The organism is Streptomyces sp. NBC_01471 (assembly GCF_041438865.1).
Lineage (GTDB): Bacteria > Actinomycetota > Actinomycetes > Streptomycetales > Streptomycetaceae > Streptomyces.
This window is the reverse complement of record NZ_CP109450.1, coordinates 1,790,184-1,811,903: the sequence shown is the minus strand read 5'-3', so window position 1 is coordinate 1,811,903 and position 21,720 is coordinate 1,790,184. Positions and strand designations below refer to the sequence as shown.

Genomic DNA, 21,720 nt, shown 5'->3' with positions numbered 1-21,720 from the left:
GGGCATCGCGGCCCCGGGCGTTCTCGTACAGGTACATGAGGGACATGGGGGAACCGTCCCCCAGTACGGGGGTTCGCGGGGATCATGGCCGGTATCTGTGGACTACCAGCCGGTTGTGGACATCGCCGTCACCCGGCACCCACCGGGTCCCGTACACTTCTGGTGGCGATCCGGGTCACCGGGTCGACTTCGCACGCCCCCCATCACCCCATCAGCGGTCGATGGACGCGCCTCTCGGTCCCTTGTGGCACGGCGCGTGTGGGCGTCAGGCGCGACAGCAATCCTGCGGTCGCGACAACCGAGTACATCAAGGAGTACGGCCATGGCCGTCGTCACGATGCGGGAGCTGCTGGAGAGCGGCGTCCACTTCGGTCACCAGACCCGTCGTTGGAACCCGAAGATGAAGCGCTTCATCTTCACGGAGCGCAACGGCATCTACATCATCGACCTGCTCCAGTCGCTGTCGTACATCGACCGCGCCTACGAGTTCGTCAAGGAGACCGTCGCCCACGGCGGCTCCATCATGTTCGTGGGTACCAAGAAGCAGGCCCAGGAAGCGATCGCCGAGCAGGCGACGCGCGTGGGCATGCCCTACGTCAACCAGCGTTGGCTCGGCGGCATGCTGACCAACTTCTCCACCGTCTACAAGCGCCTTCAGCGTCTGAAGGAGCTTGAGCAGATCGACTTCGAGGACGTGGCCGCCTCCGGCCTCACCAAGAAGGAGCTCCTGGTCCTCTCGCGCGAGAAGGCCAAGCTGGAGAAGACCCTCGGTGGTATCCGCGAGATGCAGAAGGTGCCCAGCGCCGTCTGGATCGTCGACACCAAGAAGGAGCACATCGCCGTCGGTGAGGCGCGCAAGCTCCACATCCCGGTCGTCGCGATCCTCGACACCAACTGCGACCCCGACGAGGTCGACTACAAGATCCCGGGCAACGACGACGCGATCCGCTCCGTCACCCTGCTCACCCGCGTGATCGCCGACGCCGTCGCCGAGGGCCTCATCGCCCGCTCCGGCGCTGCGACCGGCGACCAGAAGCCGGGCGAGAAGGCTGCCTCCGAGCCGCTCGCCGAGTGGGAGCGTGACCTGCTCGACGGTGAGAAGAAGGACGGCGCCGAGGTCGTCCAGACCTCTGCCGAGACCGAGAAGGTCGCGGACGCCGAGGCCGCTGCCGAGACTCCGGCCGCCGAGGCGCCCGCTGCCGAGGCCCCTGCCGCCGAGGCGCCCGCCGCCCCGGCCGCGGACGCCGAGCAGGCCTGACCCTCACCGGTTCGGTTGTTGACGGCGGAGGCCTCCGGGCCTCCGCCGTTCACCCGTAAGATCTTTCAGACTTCGAGAGAGAATTTCACGATCATGGCGAACTACACCGCCGCTGACGTCAAGAAGCTCCGCGAGCTCACCGGCGCCGGCATGATGGACTGCAAGAAGGCGCTCGACGAGGCCGACGGCAGTGTCGACAAGGCCGTCGAGGCGCTCCGTATCAAGGGCCAGAAGGGCGTCGCCAAGCGCGAGGGCCGCTCCGCCGAGAACGGCGCCGTCGTCTCCCTCATCGCCGACGACAACACCTCCGGTGTTCTGGTCGAGCTGAAGTGCGAGACGGACTTCGTCGCCAAGGGTGACAAGTTCCAGGCTGTCGCCAACGCGCTCGCCGCGCACGTCGCCGCGACCTCCCCGGCCGACATCGCGACGCTCCTCGCGTCCGAGATCGAGGCCGGCAAGACCGTCCAGGCGTACGTGGACGAGGCCAACGCGAACCTCGGCGAGAAGATCGTCCTGGACCGCTTCGCCCAGTTCTCGGGCGGCTACGTGACCTCGTACATGCACCGCACCATGCCCGACCTGCCCCCGCAGATCGGTGTCCTGGTCGAGCTGGACAAGGCCGACGCCGAGCTCGCCCGCGGTATCGCGCAGCACATCGCCGCCTTCGCGCCGAAGTACCTGGACCGCGAGGACGTCCCGGCCGAGGTCGTGGAGGCCGAGCGCCGCGTCGCCGAGGAGACCACGCGCGCCGAGGGCAAGCCCGAGGCCGCGCTCCCGAAGATCGTCGAGGGCCGGGTCAACGGCTTCTTCAAGGACGCCACCCTCCTGGGCCAGCCGTACGCCCTGGACAACAAGAAGTCCGTCCAGAAGGTTCTGGACGAGGCCGGTGTCACCCTGAAGCGCTTCTCGCGCATCAAGGTCGGCATCTGAGTCTGTACGCGATCCACCGAAGACCCCGATAGGGTCTGACGCAGCCGCCCGGGTCCGCGCCGGACGGCCGCAGATCTGACGAGGAGGCCATTGCCGCACAGGGAACCGCAAGGACCCCCGGCAATGGCCTTCTTCGTATGCGCACGAGGAGATCTCCATGGAACAGGCCGACAAAAACGCCGACAGTCCCGACGACGGCAGTACCGGCGACGTCAAGAGGCACGGCCGCTTCATGCTGAAGCTGTCGGGTGAGGCGTTCGCCGGCGGCGGCGGCCTCGGCGTCGACCCCGACGTCGTACACGCCATCGCCCGCGAGATCGCGGCGGTCGTCCGTGACGGCGCCGAGATCGCGGTCGTCATCGGCGGCGGTAACTTCTTCCGCGGCGCCGAGCTCCAGCAGCGCGGCATGGACCGGGCCCGCTCCGACTACATGGGCATGCTCGGTACGGTCATGAACTGCCTCGCCCTCCAGGACTTCCTGGAGAAGGAGGGGATCGACTCCCGCGTCCAGACCGCCATCACCATGGGGCAGGTCGCGGAGCCGTACATTCCGCTGCGCGCCGTCCGTCACCTGGAGAAGGGGCGCGTCGTCATCTTCGGCGCGGGCATGGGCATGCCGTACTTCTCCACCGACACCACCGCCGCGCAGCGTGCCCTGGAGATCGACGCCGAGGCGCTGCTCATGGGCAAGAACGGGGTGGACGGGGTCTACGACTCCGACCCGAAGAAGAACCCCGACGCGGTGAAGTACGACGCGCTGGAGTACAGCGAGGTGCTGAACCGCAACCTCAAGGTCGCCGACGCGACCGCCATCACCCTCTGCCGTGACAACAGTCTGCCGATCCTCGTCTTCGAGCTGCTGGCCTCCGGCAATATCGCGCGGGCCGTCAAGGGTGAGAAGATCGGGACTCTTGTGAACGACCAGGGCACCCGGGCCTGAGAACCGGGGGACGGCCGTTCGGGAGAGCCGAGGGGCCACGAGTCACGAGGCCGAGGCCGAGAGGCCAACAGGACCGACAAGAACCTGCCGGTCGGACACCGTGCAGGGCAAGACGCGGGTTTACTCCAGGGCCTGAGAACGCGGGCCCACTCAAGACATGCGGGAGCAAGTGGTGATCGAAGAGACCCTCCTCGAGGCCGAGGAGAAGATGGAGAAGGCCGTCGTGGTCGCCAAGGAGGACTTCGCCGCGATCCGCACCGGCCGTGCGCACCCGGCGATGTTCAACAAGATCGTGGCGGAGTACTACGGCGCGCTGACCCCGATCAACCAGCTCGCCTCGTTCTCCGTGCCGGAGGCCCGGATGGCCGTGGTGACCCCGTTCGACAAGACCTCGCTGCGGAACATCGAGCAGGCGATCCGTGACTCGGACCTCGGCGTCAACCCGAGCAACGACGGCAACATCATCCGTGTGACGTTCCCGGAGCTGACCGGTGAGCGCCGCAAGGAGTACATCAAGGTCGCCAGGACCAAGGCCGAGGACTCCAAGATCTCGATCCGCTCCGTCCGCCGCAAGGCCAAGGAGACGATCGACAAGATGATCAAGGACGGCGAGGTCGGCGAGGACGAGGGCCGCCGCGCCGAGAAGGAGCTCGACGACACCACCGCGAAGTACGTCGCGCAGGTGGACGAGCTGCTCAAGCACAAGGAAGCCGAGCTGCTCGAGGTCTGATGAACGACTCTTCCTGGGGTGCCCCGCAGAGCGGCCACTCCGTCGGGGAATGGCGACCCGCCCCCGACCAGGGCGCTGTCCCGGCGGGTCCCGCATACGGCGAGCATGAAGTTGAGCAGACTCGGCCCATGCCCATCGTGCCCGACTCAGGCAGAGACGCCGAAGACGGCGGTCGTGACCAGCACAGCCGTGCCGACCACGACCGGGGGGCCGCTCGCCCGAGTGGCCCCCTGTTCCGTGACGAGATGCCGCAGGAGCCCATGCCAGCCCCGCCGCCTCCCGAGAAGAAGAAGGCCGGCCGCGATCTGCGGTCGGCGATAGGGGTCGGTGTCGGCCTCGGCGTGGTGGTGGTCGCCTCCCTCTTCATCTGGAAGGCCGCGTTCGTGATCGTGATCGCGGTCGCGGTGGTCGTCGGCCTCTGGGAACTCACCTCGCGGCTCGCCGAGCGCAAGGGCATCAAGGCGCCGCTCGTACCGCTCGCGGTGGGCGGCGCCGCCATGGTCGTCGCCGGGTACGCGCGCGGGGCCGAGGGTGCCTGGATCGCCATGGCGCTCACGGCGCTCGCCGTCCTGGTCTGGCGGATGACCGAGTCGCCCGACGGCTATCTGAGGGATGTCACGGCGGGGGTGTTCGCCGCGTTCTACGTGCCGTTCCTCGCGACGTTCGTGGCGCTGCTGCTGGCGGCCGACGACGGCCCCTGGCGGGTGCTCACGTTCCTGGTCCTGACCGTGGTCAGCGACACGGGCGCGTACGCGATCGGCTGGCGCTTCGGCAAGCACAAGCTCGCACCGCGCATCAGCCCCGGAAAGACCAGGGAGGGGCTGTTCGGCGCGGTCAGCTTCGCGATGGTGGCGGGCGCCCTCTGCATGCGGTTCCTGATCGACGACGGGCAGTGGTGGCAGGGTCTGCTGCTCGGCCTCGCCGTCGCGGCCAGCGCCACCCTGGGCGATCTGGGCGAGTCCATGATCAAGCGGGATCTCGGGATCAAGGACATGGGAACGCTGCTGCCGGGCCACGGCGGGATCATGGACCGGCTGGACTCCCTGCTGCCCACCGCACCCGTGGTCTGGCTGCTGCTGGTGCTCTTCGTCGGCTCCTGAGACCGGCGATCGGCGTATATCCACGTCTCTGACCTGTGCCTTCACCGGAGGGAGGGGCGTCGTCCACAGGACGGCGGGCCCTCCCTCCGCTGTCTGCGACACTGGATGAACCATGCCTAAGCCCGGAGAACTCACTTTCGTCGCGCCCCGCGGAGCCAAGAAGCCCCCGCTCCACCTCGCCGACCTCACGCCCGCCGAGCGCAAGGACGCCGTGGCCGAGACCGGCGAGAAGCCGTTCCGCGCCAAGCAGCTGTCGCAGCACTACTTCGCGCGGTACACCCACGACCCCGCCGAGTGGACCGACATCCCGGCCGCCTCGCGCGAGAAGCTGCGGGAGGCGCTGCTTCCCGACCTGATGAGCGTCGTGCGCCACATCAGCTGCGACGACGACACCACCCGTAAGACGCTCTGGAAGCTGCACGACGGCACGCTCGTCGAGTCGGTGCTGATGCGCTACCCGGACCGGGTGACGATGTGCATCTCCTCGCAGGCCGGCTGCGGTATGAACTGCCCCTTCTGCGCCACCGGTCAGGCGGGCCTCGACCGCAACCTCTCGACCGCCGAGATCGTGCACCAGATCGTCGACGGTATGCGAGCGCTGCGCGACGGTGAGGTGCCGGGCGGGCCCGCGCGGCTCTCCAACATCGTCTTCATGGGCATGGGCGAGCCCCTCGCCAACTACAAGAGGGTGGTCGGCTCGATCCGCCGGCTGACCGACCCCGAGCCGGACGGTCTCGGGCTCTCGCAGCGCGGGATCACCGTGTCCACGGTCGGTCTGGTGCCGGCGATGCTGCGCTTCGCCGACGAGGGCTTCAAGTGCCGCCTCGCGGTCTCGCTGCACGCGCCCGACGACGAGCTGCGCGACACCCTCGTCCCGGTGAACACGCGCTGGAAGGTCCGCGAGGTGCTCGACGCGGCGTGGGAGTACGCCGCGAAGTCCGGCCGCCGGGTCTCCATCGAGTACGCGCTCATCCGCGACATCAACGACCACGCCTGGCGGGGCGACCGGCTCGGACGGCTCCTCAAGGGCAAGCCGGTCCACGTCAACCTGATCCCGCTCAACCCGACACCGGGCTCCAAGTGGACCGCGTCCCGGCCGGAGGACGAGAAGGCGTTCGTCGCCGCCATCGCCGCCCACGGTGTCCCCGTGACCGTACGGGACACCCGTGGCCAGGAGATCGACGGAGCGTGCGGGCAGCTGGCGGCCGCGGAGCGGTAGGGCCCGTGTAACGTGGGCCGCACATTTTCATATTCCGACAGGGGAGCGCCACAGCGCTGAGAGTGCGGCACGCCGCAGACCCTCTGAACCTTGCCCGGGTCATTCCGGGTAGGAAGTTCGGTCACTACTCAAGCTGTTCAGCCCTGCCCGTTTCCGCGGGCAGGGCCGCGTCTCTTCCTGGATGTCCCCATCCCAGGAGGAATCAGTGAGTACCACCAAGCGAGCGCGCACGTCCGGCAGAACGCTGACCACCAGGAGGCTCACCGTCACGGCGCTGGCCGCCGCGCTGGGCGTCTCGACGCTCGCTGCCTGCGGAAGCTCCGGCGACTCCGGTTCGGGCGCCAAGAACTCCAAGGTCGTCACGCTGGTCAGCCACGACTCGTTCGCCGCGTCCCCCGCCGTGCTGAAGGAGTTCACGAAGGAGACCGGCTACACCGTCCACGTCCTGAAGAGCGGGGACGCCGGAGCCGCGCTCAACCAGGAGATCCTCAGCAAGGGATCCCCGCGCGGCGACGTCTTCTTCGGCGTCGACAACACCCTGCTGTCGCGGGCACTCAGCAACGGCCTCTTCACGCCGTACCGGGCCAGGGGTCTGGACCAGGTCGATTCCGGGGTACAGCTCGATGCGGCGAAGCACCGGGTCACCCCCATCGACAGCGGCGACCTCTGCGTCAACTACGACAAGAAGTACTTCGCCGACCACAAGCTCGCCCCGCCCAAGAGCTTCGACGATCTGATCAAGCCGCAGTACAAGAACCTCCTCGTCACCGAGAACGTCGCCACCTCGTCGCCCGGGCTCGGCTTCATGCTCGGCACGGTCGCCCGGTACGGGAACGACGGCTGGCAGGCGTACTGGAAGAAGCTTGAGGCCAACGGCGTCAAGGTCGACGACGGCTGGGAGCAGGCGTACAACAACGACTTCTCCGGTTCGGCCGGCGGCAAGAAGGCCAAGGGCGACCGGCCGCTCGTCGTCTCGTACGCGTCGAGCCCGCCCGCCGAGGTGCTGTACGCCAAGCCGCAGCCGAAGACCGCCCCCACCGGTGTCGTCACCTCCACCTGCTTCCGGCAGATCGAGTTCGCCGGGCTGCTTGACGGCGCGAAGAACGAGAAGGGCGGCAAGGCCCTGATCGACTTCCTGATCAGCAAGAAGTTCCAGGAGGACATGCCGCTCAACATGTTCGTGGACCCCGTGGTGAAGGGCGCGAAGGAGCCCGCGGTGTTCACGAAGTTCGGCGCGAAGGTCACCCGTCCCGAGACCGTCGCACCCGGCACGATCGCCAAGAACCGTGATCAGTGGGTCAAGTCGTGGTCCTCGATCGTCCTGAAGTAGAGCCCGCGGCGCGGAAGGGGCCGTCCGCGACCGGGCCGGGGCCAGCGAACAGGGCGGCCCGGCGGCGGACGGCGGTGCGGCTCGCGCTGATGGCCGTGCCCGTCACGTTCTTCGCCGTCTTCTTCGCCTACCCGGTCGCCGCCATCGTCGGCCGCGGCCTCAAGGCCGGCGGCACCTGGCAGTTCGGGCGGATCGGCGACGTGCTGAGCCAGCCCGACATCCTGCACATCCTGTGGTTCACCACCTGGCAGGCGTGCGCGTCGACCGGGCTCACGCTGCTGATCGCGCTCCCCGGCGCGTACGTCTTCGCCCGCTTCGACTTCCCCGGCAAGCAGCTGCTGCGCGCCGTGGCGACGGTGCCCTTCGTGCTGCCCACCGTCGTCGTCGGGACGGCCTTCCTCGCGCTGCTGGGCCGCGGCGGCCTGCTCGACCAGCTGTGGGGCGTACGCCTGGACACCACCGTCTGGGCGATTCTGCTCGCGCACGTCTTCTTCAACTACGCGGTGGTCGTGAGGACCGTGGGCGGCCTCTGGGCGCAGCTCGACCCGCGCCAGGAGGAGGCCGCGCGGGTGCTCGGCGCCTCCAGGTTCGCCGCCTGGCGCCGGGTGACCCTGCCCGCGCTGACGCCCGCGGTGGCCGCCGCCTCGCTGATGGTCTTCCTCTTCACCTTCACCTCCTTCGGCGTGGTGCAGATCCTCGGCGGACCCACCTTCTCCACGCTGGAGGTGGAGATCTACCGGGAGACCGCCGAACTGCTCGACCTGCCGACGGCGGCCGTGCTGACACTGGTGCAGTTCGCCGCGGTCGGAGCGATCCTCGCGCTGCACGCCTGGACCGTGCGGCGCAGGGAGAGCGCGCTGAGCCTGGTGGATCCGGCGCAGACCGCGCGCCGTCCGCGGGGGACGGGCCAGTGGACGCTGGTCGGCGGGGTGATCGCGGTGATCGCCGTACTGATCCTGCTGCCGCTGGGGGTCCTGGTCGCGCGTTCGCTGGACGGCCCGGGGGGCTACGGCTTCGCGTTCTACCGGGCGCTCCAGTCGCAGGGCGCCGGCGGCGGTACGTTCCTGGTCCCGCCGGTCGACGCGATCTGGAACTCCGTGCGGTACGCCCTGGCCGCGACCGGGATCGCCCTGGCCGTCGGCGGACTCGCGGCCGCGGCGCTCACCCGGCGGGCCGGACGGCTGGTGCGCGGGTTCGACGCCCTGCTGATGCTGCCCCTCGGGGTCTCCGCCGTGACGGTCGGCTTCGGGTTCCTGATCACCCTCGACAAGCCGCCGCTCGATCTGCGCTCGTCCTGGATCCTGGTGCCGCTCGCCCAGGCGCTGGTGGGCGTTCCGTTCGTCGTACGGACGATGCTGCCGGTGCTGCGTGCGGTGGACGGGCGGCTGCGGGAGGCCGCGGCCGTTCTCGGTGCCTCGCCGCTGCGGGCCTGGCGCGAGGTGGACCTGCCGATGGTGCGCCGGGCGCTGCTGGTCGCGGCCGGCTTCGCGTTCGCCGTGTCGCTGGGGGAGTTCGGGGCGACGGTCTTCATCGCCAGGCCCGACAACCCGACCCTCCCGGTGGCGGTGGCACGGCTGCTGGGCCGGGCCGGTGAGCTCAACTACGGGCAGGCGATGGCGCTGTCCACGATCCTGATGCTGGTGTGCGCCGTGTCGCTGCTGGTGCTCGAACGCATTCGTACCGACCGCTCTGGAGAGTTCTGATGCTGCAACTGGACGGTGTGACGGTCCGCTTCGGGCAGCGGGTGGCGCTGGACGCGGTGGACCTGGCGGTCGCCGAGCACGAGACGGTCTGTGTGCTCGGGCCCAGCGGCAGCGGCAAGTCGACGCTGCTGCGGGTCGTGGCGGGGCTGCAGCCCGCGTCCGCCGGGCGGGTGCTGCTGGACGGGACGGAGCAGAGCGGGGTGCCGGTGCACCGGCGCGGTGTCGGCCTGATGTTCCAGGACCACCAGCTCTTTCCGCAGCGTGATGTCGGGGGCAATGTGGCCTTCGGGCTGCGGATGCGCTCCGTCCCCCGGGCCGAACAGCCCCAGCGGGTGCGGGAGTTGCTGGAACTGGTCGGCCTGCCCGGCGCCGAGCGGCGGGCGGTGGGCGCGCTCTCGGGCGGGGAGCAGCAGCGCGTCGCGCTGGCCCGGGCGCTGGCCCCACGCCCCAAACTGCTGATGCTCGATGAGCCGCTCGGTCAGCTCGACCGCAGCCTGCGTGAACGCCTCGTCGTGGAACTGCGCGGTCTGTTCGGCCGGCTGGGTACGACCGTGCTCGCCGTCACTCACGACCAGGGTGAGGCCTTCGCGCTGGCGGACCGGGTCGTGGTGATGCGGGACGGGCGGATCGCCCAGGCCGGTACCCCGCTGGAGGTGTGGCAGCGGCCGGCTTCTGAGTTCGTCGCGCGGTTCCTCGGTCTCGACAACGTGGTGGCCGCGACGGTCACGGGCCGGGCGGCCGACACTCCCTGGGGCAAGATCCCGGTGCCGGAGGGATCGGCGCAGGGGGAGGGCCGGCTCCTGGTGCGGCCCGCCGGTGTGCGGCTCGCGGCGCCGCGGGAGGGGCTGCGCTGCACGGTGGAGGCGCGCACGTTCCGGGGCAGCCACGTGGCCGTACTGCTCCGTCCGGAGCACGGACCGCAGCTGGAGGCCGAGTGCCCGCTGCTCACGGCGCCCGGTGTGGGCGAGACGGTGGGGGCGGTCTTCGGGGCGGCCGATGTGGTCCTGCTGGCCGCGGAGGAGTGAGGGCGGGTCCCGGGCGTCCGCCGGCCGCGGTCACCGGGCCGGGTGTTCCGGCAGGACAGCCCCGGCCGCCCGGGAGAACATCTGAGTGACCTCCGGAAAGGGCAAGGACACCATGAGCACCGAGAAGAACGCCGAGAACGACACCGCGGACGGGACGGGTGAGGGCATCACCCTCACCCGTGTTCTGGACGCACCGCCCGAGCGGGTCTTCCGGGCCTGGACCACGCCCGCGCAGTTCGCCGCCTGGTACGGCGGTGACGCGGAGGCGCCCCTGGACCGGGTCACCATGGACGTCCGCCCCGGCGGCAGATGGAGCCTGGTGCTGGTGGTGCCGGACCACGGCGAGATGCCGTTCCACGGGGTCTACCGTGAGGTCGGCGCCCCCGGACGGCTGGTCCTCACCCTCAAGGACGGGGGAGCGCCCGAGGACGTGGAGGGTGAGATCGTCACCGTCACCTTCGCCGACCTGGGCGGCGGCCGTACCGAGATGGCCTTCCACCAGGGCGGCGGCAACCTGACAGCCGGGCAGTACGAGAACGCCAGGGGCGGCTGGGAGATCTTCTTCGACACCCTGGCCACGGTGCTGGCCAAGGGCTGAGCCCCGAGGTCAGAAGACCATCCCGGCCAGTGCCTCGGGTGCCTCGTCCACCGTGTCGACCAGGGCGATACGGGACTCCATCGACCGGCCCTTGGCCAGCGCCCGGAGCAGCGGCCAGGCAGGCAGTTCCTCGGTCCAGTGCGCGCGGTCCACCAGGACCATCGGGGACGGTTCGCCGTGCGAGCGGTAGTAGTTCGGGGTCGCGTTGTCGAAGATCTCCTGGACGGTCCCGGCCGCGCCGGGCAGGAAGACGACGCCCGCCGTCGAACGGGCCAGCAGTCCGTCCTCGCGGGTGGCGTTGGCGAAGTACTTGGCGATGTGCCCGGCGAAGGCGTTCGGCGGCTCGTGGCCGTAGAACCAGGTGGGGATGCCCACCGAGTCCCCGCCGTCCGGCCAGCGGCCGCGCACCTCGAAGGCGGCGCTCGCCCAGTCGGAGACGGACGGCCTGAACGACGGTGTCTTGCCGAGGAGTTCCATCGCCTCGTCCAGCATTCCGTCCCGGAAGGGCGCTGCGTACGCGCCGAGGTTGGCGGCCTCCATGGCACCGGGTCCGCCGCCGGTGGCGACGGTCAGACCGGTGCGGGCGAGCGTACGGCCCAGCCGCGCCGCCCCCGCGTACTCCGCCGTGCCGCGGGCCATGGCGTGGCCGCCCATGACGCCCACCACCCGTGCGCTGTCGAGGTGTTCGTCGAGTGCGTCCGAGATCGCGTCGTCATGGATGGAGCGGAGCATCGAGGCGAATATGTCGCCGTCGTTCCCGGTCCGCTGGAACCAGGCGTACGCGCGGGCGTCCGGGGTCGCCTCGTAACCGCTGTCCGCCAGACCCGCGAACAGTTCGTCCGCGGAGTACAGCAGCCCGCGGTACGGGGCGAAGGGCAGGCCGGGGACCGGCGGGAAGACCAGTGCGCCCGCGGCGCCCACCGCGGACTCGGCCTCGGGTCGCATGGGGCACCCGAGGAAGACGGCGCCCGATGTGTCCGCCGAGAGCAGTGTGTCGGTACGGTCCGTCAGGTCGACGGCCTGGACGCGGTATCCACCGAGCGCTCCTCGGGCGGCGGCCCGGTCGAACTGGTCGAGGGTCTCGATCTCGCGGTCACGCTCAGGTGTGGTCGGCATCCGGTCATCGTAGGGGGACGCCTCCACGGGGCCGGCGGCGCTCCACCGTGGCCCGCCGGGCAGGCCCCGCCGCAGGGTGGCGGTCAGGCCGGGAGGTGGCGGGTGTCCCCGCCGCCCGTGCTCCGCAGGAGGATCGCGTAGAGGAGGGAGGCGACGACGATACCGGCGGGGAGGGCCAGGTCCACGCCGCCCAGGGCCTGTGCGATCGGCCCGGTGTAGAGGGTGTCGACGCACAGGGCCGCCACGGCGACGCCTCCCGCGAGGGCCAGGGCCCCCGCCGTGCTGACGCCTGCGGTGTACCAGAAGGGGCTGCCGGGGGTCTCGTCCATGAGGGTGGGGCCGTCGTACCGGTTGCGGCGCAGCAGGATGTCCGTGGCGTAGATGGCCATGGCCGGGCCGAGCAGGACCACGGTGAGCTGAAGGACGTTGCTGACGGTGTCGAGGAAGTTGGAGACGAGCAGCCCGTAGAGGGTGAGGGAGACGGCGGCGGTTCCGTCGGCGATCACGCTGAGGGAACGGCGGATGCGGACGCCGACGGCCTGGAGGGCGAGTCCCGCACTGTAGGACGTCAGGGCGTTGATGGCGATCGTGCCGAGGACCAGGGCGAACAGGAAGAACGGGTCGAACCAGCCGGGCAGGATCTTCTGGAGCCCGGACTGCGGATCCGTCATGTCGACCGCGGTCGCGGCGAAGGCGCCCAGGGAACAGACGGCGACGCTGGGCAGGAAGCCGCCCAGCGCGGTCCACCCCACGATCGACCTCGCCGAGGTGGTCCGGGGCAGGTAGCGGGAGAAGTCGGCGCTGGTGGTGTAGGACAGCGGACCGGAGCCGATCAGGGTGACCCCGGCGATGAGAGCCGTCCACAGCCCGGTGCCGCTGAGCGGTTCGGCCGGCGCGTACGAGAAGTCCGTGTGCCGGAACACGCAGACCGCGACGACGGCGAAGACGGCGGTGAGGGCCAGGGTCAGCGGGAGGTACAGCTTCATGATCATGCCGTGGCCGTAGACGCCGATGGTCAGGGTGACCGTGGCGATGACCAGGACGACGACGATCTTGACGCCGGTGCTCGCGGGGATGCCGCTCTTCTCGACGAGGGAGAAGGCGGCGGTCGCCGCGGCGGCCAGGTTCAGGGCGAAGTAGCAGACGGAGATCATCCAGCCGACGACCGCGTTGTTCACCCGGTTGCCCCGGATTCCGAACATCGCCCGGGTGATCACCTCGCTCGGTGCGCCCGCGGACGGTCCGGATATGGAGAGCAGTCCGGTGAGCAGCCAGAAGAGGTTGCCCACCACGATCACCGCGAGGGCCTGCCACAGGGTCAGGCCCATGAGGATCAGGGCGCCGCCGATCACGAGGCTCAGGTAGTTGACACTGGCCGCCGCCCAGACGGAGAACAACTGCCGCGGGTGGCCGTGGCGTTCGTCCTCGGGGATGTGATCGATGCCGTGGGACTCGACTCGGGCCGCCCCGTCCGACGGGGGCCGCGCCTCCTGCTGCGCGGAGCGGCTGTCGTGGTGCGGTTCGGGAAGCGTGGACGCCATGCGGGCCCCTCCGGATGCTGTGTGCCCAGCTGCTTGCTTGTTGGTCGCACACTCAATAGCATCGATTCCATGCCGTCAAGCATTCAGAACAAGCGAATCCGCAAAGATCCGGCCGCGAGACGTGCGGAAATCGTTGCCGCGGCCGCCGGGGTGGCACTGGCCGAGGGGCTGGAGTGCATTACCCTCCGCCGCATCGCCGAGGAGCTCGACGTCCGGCCGGGGCTGATCAGTCACTACTTCCCGGCCGTGGAGGATCTGGTGTCCGAGGCCTACGGGGCAGCCGCCGGCTCCGAACTCGACGAACTCCTTCCGGGCGACCGGGCGGACGCCAGCCCCACCCGGCACCTGGCACGGTTCTTCGCGCGGGCGGCCGGGGATTCGTACGACGACATCAGCCGGCTCTGGCTCAACGCCCGGCACCTCAGCCGCTACCGGCCCGCGCTGCGTGAGCGGGTCCGTGTTCAGGAGGCCGCCTGGCGTGACCGGCTCGAAGGGCTCATCCGCGACGGCGTCGAACAGGGCGAGTTCCACACCGAGGACCCGCCACTGACGGCCATTCAGATCCTGGTCGTCCTCGACGGCCTCGGCGCACTCGTCAACAGCGGCGACAGCGGCGACGACCCGCCGGTGGTCCGGCACATGCCCGCCGCCACCGCGGAACGCGAACTCGGCCTGCCCGCCGGCACGCTGACCGCCGCCGCCGAGAACTGACCTCTCTCCAAGGAACCCCCATGCGCACCTCTCTGATCCTTCTCTCGGCCCGTCTGCTCGACCCGGCCACCGGCGAGTTCCTGCCGCAGACCGCGCTCGCCGCGGCCGACGGGCGCATCACCGCGCTCGGTGACACCCCGGAGATCCGCGCGCTCGCCGACGCCTCGACCACCGTGATCGACCTCAAGGGCGCGGTAGTGACCCCCGGTCTGGTCGACGGACACATCCACCCCGTCTCGGGCGCCGAGCTGACCGGCGGTCTGGACCTCTCGTCCTGTACCGACGTCGGGCAGGTGCGCGAGGCGCTCGCCCGCGCGGTGCGGGATCTCGCCCCCGGTGCGTGGCTGCACGGCTGGGGCCTCGACCCCAACGTCTTCGCCGGCCACCCCGTCGGGACGGCCCCCTTCGACGCCGTGCTCGACGGTGTGCCCGCCCTGCTGCTGCTCTTCGACGCGCACTCCATGCTGGCCAGCCGGCGCGCGCTGCGGCTCGCCGGCGTGGACGGACCGCGGACCTTCGACCAGGCCACCGCCGAGGTGGTGTGCGGCGCCGACGGCCGGCCCACCGGTCTGCTCCTGGAGGACGCCGCCTGCGAGCTGGTGGAGCGGGTCGCCCCGCAGCCCACCCGCGAGGAACGGCGCGAACGGCTCGCCGCCGTGCTGCGCGCCATGGCCGCCTCGGGTCTCACCGGCGGCCACGCCATGGACGCCAACGGCGACAGCCTCGCGTTCTACGCCGAACTCGACGCGGCCGGGGAACTGCCGCTGCGGCTGCGGGTCGCGCCCTGGTGCCAGCCCGGCACCGGCGCCGACGGCGTGCGCGCACTCATCGAGCAGCAGGGCGCGGGCGGCCGCCTGTGGCGCACCGACGGCGTCAAGATCTTCATGGACGGCACCATCGACAACGGCACTGCCTGGCTGGAACACCCGGACTGCCACGGCGAGTCCCGGCACGCCTTCTGGCCGGACCCCGAGGAGTACACCCGCGTCGTCGGCGCACTGCACCGGGCCGGCGTGCCCACCGCCACCCACGCCATCGGTGACGCGGCCGTACGCCATGTCCTCGACGCGGTCGAGAAGGCACAGGCCGGCGGCGGGCGGGGAGTGCGGCACCGGGTCGAGCACATAGAGACCGTCCCCGACGACACCCTGCGCCGGTTCGCCGAGTTGGGTGTCATCGCCTCCATGCAGCCGACCCACTGCTGCGATTTCACCCGGGCCGACCACACCGACAACTGGTCGCGCCGTCTCGGTGAGGAGCGTGCCTCACGCGCCTGGCGCTGCCGCGACCTGCACGACTCCGGCGCGGTCGTCGTCCTCGGCTCCGACTGGCCGATCGCCCCCTACCCGCCGCTGGACGTGATGGCTGGGGCCCGGCACCGCAGACCCTCCCGCGACCTCGCCCGGGCGCCGCACGGCCCGGAACAGGCACTCACCGCCCTGGAGGCCCTCCGGGGCATGACGGTCCACGCCGCCTACGCGGCGGGCGAGGAGCACGAGGCCGGCCGTATCGCGGTCGGCCACCGCGCCGACCTGACGGTCCTCGCCGGCGACCCGCTCGTCACGGCGGCCACCGAGCTGCCGCGCCTTCCGGTGCTGCTGACCGTCCTCGACGGCGAACCGACCCATCGCGACGCGCGTCTGTGACCCTGGCCCGGCAGCAGGTTCCCCGCTGCGGAAGCCCCGCGTTCAGGACGGCACCGTCCCGGACGGCGCCATCCTGAGGGCAGCCCTTTCACCGGGACAGGGGTGTCGCGGCGAGCACCGCGACACCCCAGGTCAGCGGGGTGAACAGGGTCAGCAGAGCGATCACGCGCAGCACGGCGGCCGACCGCAGCACTCCCGCCGGGGCGCACCCGCGCAGCAGGGCCGCTGTCGTCGCAGCGCGGTCCTGCCGGGCCTCGACGGCGGCGCTGAGCAGAGTGGCGGCCGTGCAGGCCACGACGAGCGCGGCGCCCAGCGCGGTCAGCGGACCGGCCTGCCGGACGGCCGCACCGGGCAGCGCGGAAACGGCGACGATCCCCGAGGCCACCGCGCAGCACACGCCGAGCGGCCGGCCGATCCGGGCCGCTTCGGACTGGAGCACCCGGCCCGCGAGGAGGCGCACCGCCCCCGGCCGTACGGACTGCAGGAGCCGCCCGCACAGATGGGTCAGGGCAGGAGCCGCGACGGCGAGCCCCAGCGCGGTCAGGGACCAGCCGGCCGGCACGGCAGGACCGCCGCCGGAAAGGCCGGGCACCGGCAGCGGGGCGACCCCGGGCCTGCCGCTTCCGTACGCCTCGGCCGCGAGCCCCGCCGCGACGAGTGCCACGCCCCAGGCCGCCCCCCTCGGGGCGGCGTCCTCGCGGACGGGTCTGCGGCGCCGCACGGCCCAGGCGCTGCTCACGGCCGCCGCGACCGGAACCGCCGCCAGCAGGAGCAGAGCCGCGGGCATCGGCAGCGGACTGCCCGCTACCGGCCGCCGGGCCGCACTGTGGAAGGGCAGTCCGCCACCGCTGCGCAGATGGAGGAAGAGCAGCAGCGCCGCCCCGCTGCCCAGGGCGCAGGTGAGCGCGGCGGACACCGCCGACAGCACGGCGCGCCCGGCCGGTCCGAGTCCCGCGGCCGTCGACCCGTGGCTCGGGCGGATGCCGGGGTCGGTGCGGGCCACCGCCGCCGCGAGGCGCACCGTCGCCGCCAGCGGGATCAGGCACCAGAGCAGCCGCAGCCCGGCGCCTGCCGCCGGTGCCGGGTGCCCCACCGCGTAACCGAGCACCCGGAGCAGCAGCAGTCCGACACCGGCCGACGCCGCCGCGACCAGCAGTCTCCGCAGCAGGACGAGAGGTCCGGAGCCGCGGGCTAGACGGAGAGCGAGCACGCGGAGCGCCCCTCGTCGCTGGTCGCGCCCGTGCCGCTGAGGGAGGCGGCGCGGCGGCCGTCCCGGAGCAGGACCGTACGGTCGGCGCACGCGGCGACCTCGGGGTCATGGGTGGCGAGTACCACGGTGATCCCGTGCGAACGGGCGGCGGTGACGAGGGTGCGCAGCAGCTGGGTACCGTCCGCGCCGTGCAGGACGGCGGTGGGCTCGTCGGCGAAGAGCACCGCCGGACCGGCGGCCAGCGCGCGGGCGACCGCCACCCGCTGGCGCTGCGCCTGGAGCAGGGCGTGCGGACGCTTGGCGGCGTACGCCCCCAGGTCGAGCCGCTCCAGCCACTGGACGGCCGTGTGCCTGGCGGCGCGGTGCGGAGCGCCGTTCAGCAGCAGGGGCAGGGCCGTGTTCTCCCAGGCCGTCAGTTCGGGTACCAGCCGGGGCTCGGGGTCGACCCAGCTGAACCGGGTGACCCGCAGCCGCTCGCGTGCCACCCGGCCCAGGGTGTGCACGGGGCTGCTGTTGAACCACACCTCGCCCTGCTGCGGGACGAGCTGGCCCGAGAGACAGCGCAGCAGGGTGGTCTTGCCGCTGCCGCGCGGACCGAGCACCGCGAGGATCTCCGCCTCGCGCACGCCGAGCGAGACACCGGTGAGCGCGGGTGAGCCGCTGTGGGAGTAGTGCGCTGAGCGCGCCCAGAGCACGTCGTTGTCCGGTGGGGCCACCATGGCGAGCACACCTCGGTTCAGATCTGATGTCGGTCCCCGCCGGGAAAACGGCGGGGGAGCCGATAGGTCACTGGGCACCGTAGGGACTCGGGGCGGGGGTGTGCGGACAGCACGCGGCCCGGCCGCACCCGTATCCACTCGTACGGGTGCGGCCGGGCCGACGGGTCACAGGGAGTCGGCCGTCCGGATCAGACCTGATCCGGACGGAAGACCCCGGGCCGGGGCGGGATCAGATCTTCGCCCAGGCCTCGGTGAGGACCCCGCGCATGATCGACTCGATCTCGTCGAACGTCGACTGGTCGGAGATCAGCGGCGGCGCGATCTGGACGACCGGGTCGCCGCGGTCGTCGGCCCGGCAGTACAGACCGGCCTCGTACAGGCCCTTGGAGACGGCGTTGTAGAGGATGCGCTCGGTCTCGTCCTCGTTGAAGGACTCCTTGGTCGCCTTGTCCTTGACCAGCTCGACGCCGTAGAAGAAGCCGTTGCCGCGGACGTCGCCGACGATCGGCAGGTCGTTGAGCTTCTGCAGCGTCGAGTAGAAGGCGGCCTCGTTGTCGAGGACGTGCTGGTTGAGGCCCTCGCGCTCGAAGAGGTCGAGGTTGGCGACGCCGACGGCGGCGGAGACCGGGTGGCCGCCGAAGGTGTAGCCGTGCAGGAAGGTGTTGCCGTCACGGTAGAACGGCTCGGCCAGCCGGTCGGAGATGATGCAGGCGCCTATCGGGGAGTAGCCCGACGTCATGCCCTTGGCGCAGGTGATCATGTCCGGCACGTAGTCGAACTTGTCACACGCGAACATCGTGCCGAGGCGGCCGAAGGCGCAGATGACCTCGTCGGACACGAGCAGCACGTTGTACTTGTCGCAGATCTCGCGCACGCGCTGGAAGTATCCGGGCGGCGGCGGGAAGCAGCCGCCGGCGTTCTGCACCGGCTCCAGGAAGACGGCGGCGACCGTCTCGGGGCCCTCGAAGAGGATCTCCTGCTCGATCTGGTCGGCGGCCCAGCGGCCGAAGGCCACCGGGTCGTCGCCGTGGATCGGGGCGCGGTAGATGTTGGTGTTGGGCACCTTGTGCGCGCCGGGGACCAGCGGCTCGAAGGGGGCCTTGAGCGCGGGCAGTCCGGTGATGGACAGGGCGCCGGCCGGGGTGCCGTGGTAGGCGACCGCGCGGGAGATGACCTTGTACTTCTGGTGGTTGCCGGTGAGCTTGTGGTACTGCTTCGCCAGCTTCCAGGCGGTCTCGACGGCCTCGCCGCCGCCCGTCGTGAAGAAGACCTTGTTGAGGTCGCCGGGCGCGTAGTTCGCGAGGCGCTCGGCCAGCTCGACGGCCTTCGGGTGGGCGTACGACCAGACCGGGAAGAAGGCCAGCTCCTGCGCCTGCTTGTACGCGGTCTCCGCCAGCTCCTGGCGGCCGTGGCCCGCGTTGACCACGAACAGGCCCGAGAGACCGTCGAGGTAGCGCTTGCCCTTGTCGTCGAAGATGTAGGTGCCCTCGCCACGCACGATGGTGGGAATGGGCGCGTTCTCGTACGACGACATGTCCGTGAAGTGCATCCACAGGTGGTCGTACGCGGTCTGGCTCAGGTCCTTGCTCATGACTATCGGGTGCCCCACTGGTAGGTCTGTTTTTTCAGCTTGAGGTAGACGAAGCTCTCGGTCGCCCGTACGCCCGGGAGCGCGCGGATCCGCTTGTTGATCAGGTCGAGCAGGTGGTCGTCGTCCTCGCAGACGACCTCCACCATCAGGTCGAAGGAGCCCGCGGTCATCACCACGTAGTCGACCTCGGCCATGGTGGCCAGCGCGTCGGCGACCGGGTCGAGATCGCCCTCGACCGTGATGCCGACCATCGCCTGGCGCCGGAATCCCACGGTGAGCGGGTCGGTGACGGCGACGATCTGCATGACGCCCTGGTCCTGGAGTTTCTGTACCCGCTGGCGGACGGCCGCCTCGGAGAGGCCGACGGCCTTCCCGATCGCGGCGTACGGCCGCCGCCCGTCCTGCTGGAGCTGTTCGATGATCGCCAGGGAGACGGCGTCGATCGGGGGGGTGCCGTTCCCGTTTCTGGAATCTGCGCTGCGACTGGCCACGCCCACACTGTGCATGAGGTATCGCCCGTCATGCAACCCCGAAGCGATGTAATTCGTTGCCGAAAGTCATTTTGGGAACTGAATCCGAAGTTCCGGGTGGCTGGGTATGTCGAAAGCGTCGCCCATGCGATTAGGGTGGTGTCTCACCCATCGGGACATCCACCGGACATCAACCGGGCCATCCGTCGGGCCGCATATATCGGGCCATACCCATCGGGCACCGGAGAGGGAGAACCACTGTGACCACCGAGCTGCGCCGGCTGCGTAACTACATCAACGGGGAGTTCCGGGACGCCGCTGACGGCCGGACCATCGACGTGGTCAATCCGGCCACCGGCGAGGCGTACGCGACGTCGCCGCTCTCCGGGCAGGCCGATGTCGACGCCGCCATGGAGGCCGCCGCCGCGGCGTTCCCCGCGTGGCGCGACGCCACCCCGTCCGAGCGCCAGCGTGTGCTGCTGAAGATCGCCGACGCCTTCGAGGAGCGGGCCGAGGACCTGATCGCGGCCGAGAGCGAGAACTGCGGCAAGCCGCTCGGGCTGACCCGCACCGAGGAAATCCCGCCGATGGTGGACCAGATCCGCTTCTTCGCGGGCGCCGCACGGCTCCTGGAGGGCCGCTCGGCCGGTGAGTACATGGAGGGGCTGACCTCCATCGTCCGGCGCGAGCCGGTCGGCGTCTGCGCCCAGGTCGCGCCGTGGAACTACCCGATGATGATGGCCGTGTGGAAGTTCGCCCCGGCGCTCGCCGCGGGCAACACGGTCGTCCTCAAGCCGTCCGACACCACGCCCGCCTCCACGGTCCTGATGGCCGAGATCATCGGGGCCGTCGCGCCCAAGGGCGTCTTCAACGTCGTCTGCGGCGACCGTGACACCGGCCGCGCGATGGTGGAGCACAAGGTCCCCGCGATGGCCTCCATCACGGGGTCGGTACGGGCCGGGGTGCAGGTCGCCGAGTCCGCGGCCAAGGACGTCAAGCGGGTCCACCTGGAGCTTGGCGGCAAGGCCCCCGTCGTCGTCTTCGAGGACGCCGACATCGCGAAGGCCGTCGAGGACATCTCGGTCGCCGGGTACTTCAACGCAGGGCAGGACTGTACGGCGGCCACCCGGGTGCTGGTCCACGCCTCGGTCCACGACGAGTTCGTCACGGCGCTCGCCAAGGCGGCCGCCGACACGAAGACCGGGCTGCCGGACGACGAGGACGTGCTGTACGGGCCGCTCAACAACGCCAACCAGCTCGCCCAGGTCAGCGGCTTCATCGACCGGCTCCCCGCACACGCCAAGGTCGAGGCCGGCGGCCACCGGGTCGGCGACCGGGGCTACTTCTACGCCCCGACCGTCGTGTCCGGCCTGAAGCAGGACGACGAGATCATCCAGCAGGAGGTCTTCGGCCCGGTCATCACCGTCCAGTCGTTCCAGGACGAGGCGGAGGCCCTCGCACACGCCAACGGCGTGGAGTACGCGCTGGCCTCCTCGGTGTGGACCAAGGACCACGCCCGCGCCATGCGGATGTCCAAGAACCTCGACTTCGGCTGTGTGTGGATCAACACCCACATCCCGCTCGTCGCCGAGATGCCGCACGGCGGGTTCAAGAAGTCCGGCTACGGCAAGGACCTCTCGGCCTACGGCTTCGAGGACTACACCCGCATCAAGCACGTGATGACGTCGCTGGACGGCTGAACACCCCTGCTTCCGGCCCCTGTTCCGCCGCTGTCCCGTCCCCGTGTCCGCCGCCCCCGTACGATCCGCCGTGCGGGGGCGGCGTGCGTCCGGGCACCCCGCCCCGACAAGGTGTCGCGGCCGGGGCCGGTGCTCCGTACGCAGCGTCCATTGCCCGCCGTCGCTGCCGGAGGTGAAGGTGGG

Annotated in this window: 19 protein-coding genes and 1 riboswitch; of the genes, 13 read left to right on the top strand and 6 right to left on the bottom strand. The window is 70.7% G+C overall.

Going from position 1 to position 21,720, the window contains the following annotated elements; genetic code table 11:
• The first annotated feature begins 322 nt into the window (after positions 1-322).
• The 10 genes from rpsB to OG285_RS07885 all read left to right on the top strand — a co-directional run bounded on the left by rpsB (position 323) and on the right by OG285_RS07885 (position 10,833).
• Positions 323-1,258: a 30S ribosomal protein S2 gene (gene rpsB, locus OG285_RS07930; RefSeq protein WP_328331924.1), complete on the top strand. Its 936-nt coding sequence runs from the start codon at positions 323-325 to the stop codon at positions 1,256-1,258.
• Positions 1,259-1,351: 93 nt separating this feature from the next.
• Complete coding sequence (tsf, locus tag OG285_RS07925; RefSeq protein WP_356832686.1) at positions 1,352-2,188, top strand: translation elongation factor Ts; 837 nt, start codon at positions 1,352-1,354, stop codon at positions 2,186-2,188.
• A gap of 157 nt (positions 2,189-2,345) precedes the next feature.
• Positions 2,346-3,128: a UMP kinase gene (gene pyrH / locus OG285_RS07920; protein WP_356832684.1), complete on the top strand. Its 783-nt coding sequence runs from the start codon at positions 2,346-2,348 to the stop codon at positions 3,126-3,128.
• 172 nt (positions 3,129-3,300) lie between these two features.
• Positions 3,301-3,858 (top strand): ribosome recycling factor, encoded by a 558-nt coding sequence (frr, locus tag OG285_RS07915; protein WP_164266826.1) that lies wholly within the window; start codon positions 3,301-3,303, stop codon positions 3,856-3,858.
• The gene (locus OG285_RS07910; protein ID WP_356832682.1) at positions 3,858-4,958 is read left to right on the top strand and encodes a phosphatidate cytidylyltransferase; all 1,101 of its coding nucleotides are present in this window, start codon (positions 3,858-3,860) and stop codon (positions 4,956-4,958) included. Before frr ends, OG285_RS07910 begins: the two co-directional genes overlap by 1 nt.
• A gap of 112 nt (positions 4,959-5,070) precedes the next feature.
• Positions 5,071-6,177 (top strand): 23S rRNA (adenine(2503)-C(2))-methyltransferase RlmN, encoded by a 1,107-nt coding sequence (gene rlmN, locus OG285_RS07905; RefSeq protein ID WP_356832640.1) that lies wholly within the window; start codon positions 5,071-5,073, stop codon positions 6,175-6,177.
• A 29-nt stretch (positions 6,178-6,206) separates the two neighbouring features.
• Positions 6,207-6,310, top strand: a riboswitch (TPP riboswitch).
• A gap of 72 nt (positions 6,311-6,382) precedes the next feature.
• Positions 6,383-7,507, top strand: coding sequence for a thiamine ABC transporter substrate binding subunit (locus tag OG285_RS07900; RefSeq protein ID WP_371790600.1), 1,125 nt, complete (start codon positions 6,383-6,385; stop codon positions 7,505-7,507).
• Positions 7,508-7,596: 89 nt separating this feature from the next.
• Positions 7,597-9,210 carry an ABC transporter permease gene (locus tag OG285_RS07895; protein ID WP_371790599.1) on the top strand — a complete coding sequence of 538 codons (1,614 nt, stop codon included), beginning with the start codon at positions 7,597-7,599 and terminating at the stop codon, positions 9,208-9,210.
• Entirely contained in the window at positions 9,210-10,235 is a 1,026-nt protein-coding gene (locus OG285_RS07890; RefSeq protein ID WP_371790598.1) for an ABC transporter ATP-binding protein, read from the top strand. Before OG285_RS07895 ends, OG285_RS07890 begins: the two co-directional genes overlap by 1 nt.
• A 112-nt stretch (positions 10,236-10,347) precedes the next feature.
• A complete protein-coding gene (locus OG285_RS07885) occupies positions 10,348-10,833 on the top strand; it encodes an SRPBCC domain-containing protein (protein ID WP_371793480.1) in 486 nt (161 codons plus the stop codon).
• Between the two features lie 9 nt (positions 10,834-10,842).
• Here OG285_RS07885 and OG285_RS07880 read toward each other — a convergent pair whose 3' ends face one another.
• Complete coding sequence (locus OG285_RS07880) at positions 10,843-11,949, bottom strand: LOG family protein (RefSeq protein WP_371790597.1); 1,107 nt, start codon at positions 11,947-11,949, stop codon at positions 10,843-10,845.
• 83 nt (positions 11,950-12,032) lie between these two features.
• Positions 12,033-13,490 carry a cytosine permease gene (locus OG285_RS07875; RefSeq protein WP_371790596.1) on the bottom strand — a complete coding sequence of 486 codons (1,458 nt, stop codon included), beginning with the start codon at positions 13,488-13,490 and terminating at the stop codon, positions 12,033-12,035.
• A gap of 69 nt (positions 13,491-13,559) precedes the next feature.
• Between OG285_RS07875 and OG285_RS07870 the strand changes: the two genes are divergently transcribed.
• Positions 13,560-14,201 carry a TetR/AcrR family transcriptional regulator gene (locus OG285_RS07870; protein WP_371790595.1) on the top strand — a complete coding sequence of 214 codons (642 nt, stop codon included), beginning with the start codon at positions 13,560-13,562 and terminating at the stop codon, positions 14,199-14,201.
• A gap of 20 nt (positions 14,202-14,221) precedes the next feature.
• Positions 14,222-15,847 (top strand): amidohydrolase, encoded by a 1,626-nt coding sequence (locus OG285_RS07865; protein WP_371790594.1) that lies wholly within the window; start codon positions 14,222-14,224, stop codon positions 15,845-15,847.
• A gap of 88 nt (positions 15,848-15,935) precedes the next feature.
• Here OG285_RS07865 and OG285_RS07860 read toward each other — a convergent pair whose 3' ends face one another.
• From OG285_RS07860 to OG285_RS07845, 4 genes are all read right to left on the bottom strand, one after another.
• Positions 15,936-17,057: a hypothetical protein gene (locus OG285_RS07860; protein ID WP_371790593.1), complete on the bottom strand. Its 1,122-nt coding sequence runs from the start codon at positions 17,055-17,057 to the stop codon at positions 15,936-15,938.
• Positions 17,039-17,776 carry an ABC transporter ATP-binding protein gene (locus OG285_RS07855; RefSeq protein ID WP_371790592.1) on the bottom strand — a complete coding sequence of 246 codons (738 nt, stop codon included), beginning with the start codon at positions 17,774-17,776 and terminating at the stop codon, positions 17,039-17,041. Before OG285_RS07855 ends, OG285_RS07860 begins: the two co-directional genes overlap by 19 nt.
• 229 nt (positions 17,777-18,005) lie before the next feature.
• Complete coding sequence (locus tag OG285_RS07850; RefSeq protein WP_356832620.1) at positions 18,006-19,367, bottom strand: aspartate aminotransferase family protein; 1,362 nt, start codon at positions 19,365-19,367, stop codon at positions 18,006-18,008.
• Positions 19,368-19,369: 2 nt separating this feature from the next.
• The gene (locus OG285_RS07845) at positions 19,370-19,873 is read right to left on the bottom strand and encodes an Lrp/AsnC family transcriptional regulator (protein ID WP_356832618.1); all 504 of its coding nucleotides are present in this window, start codon (positions 19,871-19,873) and stop codon (positions 19,370-19,372) included.
• Positions 19,874-20,097: 224 nt separating this feature from the next.
• Between OG285_RS07845 and OG285_RS07840 the strand changes: the two genes are divergently transcribed.
• Entirely contained in the window at positions 20,098-21,537 is a 1,440-nt protein-coding gene (locus OG285_RS07840) for a gamma-aminobutyraldehyde dehydrogenase (protein ID WP_356832616.1), read from the top strand.
• Positions 21,538-21,720 lie beyond the last annotated feature (183 nt).